The organism is Klebsiella sp. A-Nf5 (assembly GCF_002810545.1).
GTDB lineage: Bacteria > Pseudomonadota > Gammaproteobacteria > Enterobacterales > Enterobacteriaceae > Klebsiella > Klebsiella variicola.
This window is the reverse complement of the sequence record NZ_PIOG01000146.1, coordinates 1-515: the sequence shown is the minus strand read 5'-3', so window position 1 is coordinate 515 and position 515 is coordinate 1. Positions and strand designations below refer to the sequence as shown.

The following is a 515-nucleotide window of genomic DNA, read 5'->3' as shown; positions in this document are numbered from 1 at the left end:
GGATAAGCAGCCTTAACTAATATCTTGTAATCGCGAACACTACCTACTGAAGTTGCTCCGGCTGTACCATTCCATTCATTCCATATTTGATAATATTTAACACGTCCCTTAAAATGATTCACCACATATGATGCATATCTTACATATGCATCAATGCTATCTTTATCTGTAGGCTTGTCTCCATTTTGATAATTCTTATTGCCATAAGCCAGTATCAAAATAGGCTCTAAACCTAATGCTTTTTGCTCATTTATTACTTCATCCCATTTTTGCGGGATTGATAATTGGCCTTTATTGATTTCAACATCGCGCCATAAAGCATCCATTCTTACATACTTAATACCAGCCGCTTTTATTTTGGTATTGGCAGTGCTTGGGTTTAACGAAGTCGGATTATTTGATAATAAATGAGCCGCAATTCCTAGGTTGAAATCTTGTGCATAACTGACGGAGAAATAACAAACACAGCATATACAAACAAACCATTTTGACATATAAGCCTCATCTGCATAGCA

The 515-nt window shown here is 36.1% G+C and carries 1 pseudogene; it reads right to left on the bottom strand.

The window, feature by feature from the left end:
• Positions 1 to 494: pseudogene (locus CWM53_RS30535) on the bottom strand (hypothetical protein); the annotation flags it as partial.
• Positions 495 to 515: the final 21 nt, after the last annotated feature.